This window comes from Mesorhizobium sp. M0618 (assembly GCF_040320765.1).
Lineage (GTDB): Bacteria > Pseudomonadota > Alphaproteobacteria > Rhizobiales > Rhizobiaceae > Mesorhizobium.
The window spans coordinates 1-1,052 of the sequence record NZ_JAMYQH010000076.1 but is presented as its reverse complement, the minus strand read 5'-3'; the positions used below and the strand labels follow the sequence as shown (position 1 = coordinate 1,052).

Annotated in this window: 1 protein-coding gene; it reads right to left on the bottom strand. The window is 60.9% G+C overall.

The window, feature by feature from the left end:
- Nucleotides 1–10 precede the first annotated feature (10 nt).
- Nucleotides 11–959 (bottom strand): IS630 family transposase gene (locus NKJ04_RS33580; RefSeq protein ID WP_352629000.1). Its coding sequence is split into 2 segments (ribosomal slippage): nucleotides 11–622 and nucleotides 624–959, totalling 948 coding nucleotides; the frame shifts between segments, so codons are not numbered across the junction.
- Nucleotides 960–1,052 lie beyond the last annotated feature (93 nt).

The following is a 1,052-nucleotide window of genomic DNA, read 5'->3' as shown; positions in this document are numbered from 1 at the left end:
CTAGAGCCTTTCACGTTTTGACGGAAGCGTATCCGGCGTTTTCGAAGTAGTTCTTGCATTCGGCTGCCTCGATTGTTTCGACGAGGTGGCCGATGTGGCGCCACGTATCCTCGACGGTTCGTTTCTGAGCCTGGCGCATCCAGTGTTTGATCTTGGCGAAGGCCTGCTCGATCGGATTGAGGTCTGGAGAGTAGGGCGGCAGATACCAAAGCCTGGCGCCGGCAGCCTTGATCATCTGCCTGATGGCTGCCGACTTATGACTTCCCAGATTATCCATGACGACGATGTCGCCAGGCTTCAGAACGGTGACGAGCTGCTGCTCGACATAGGCACGGAAGCATTGGCCGTTGATCGGGCCGTCGAAGACGCAAGGAGCCGCGAGCCGATCCCAGCGCAGCGCGCCAAGGAAGGTCAACGTGCGCCAGTGGCCGTGCGGAGCCAGGCCGCGCAGCCGTTTGCCCTTCGGCCCCCAACCTCGCAGCGGAGCCATGTTGGTCTTGATCCAGGTCTCATCGATGAAGACCAGGCGCTGCGGATCGAGGCCGGTCTGCCAGGATCGCCATCGCTGGCGCCTGCGGGCGATATCAGCGCGCGCCTGCTCAAGGGCGAACAGCGTTTTTTTTGAAGCTCAGGCCCTCGCGGCGCAGGAACAGCCACACCGCATTGTGCGAGACTTTGACCCCGCGCCCGGCCAACTCATCCTTCAGACCGTACAGCGTCAGATGCGGCGTCTCACGTATACGCGCCTCGATGAAGGCACGGTGCGGCTCCAGCACTCTCTTGCGGTGTCCACCCATCTTGCCCGGTGCCACCGAGCCGGTCGTCTCATGGCGCTGCAACAGCTTTACCGCGGCCGAAACCGAAATGCCGAACCGTTTGGCGGCAGACCGGCGGCTTTCACCACTCAAAACCGCCGCCACAACCCGCTCGCGAAGGTCATTGGAAAGAGGTCGGGTCATCAGATGCTGGCCTCCACTCCAGCCAGCATCTTGAATCACAAAACAGACAAATCGGGAATCCCCTTCGATTCCATCAAGCCGTGAACCGCTCTA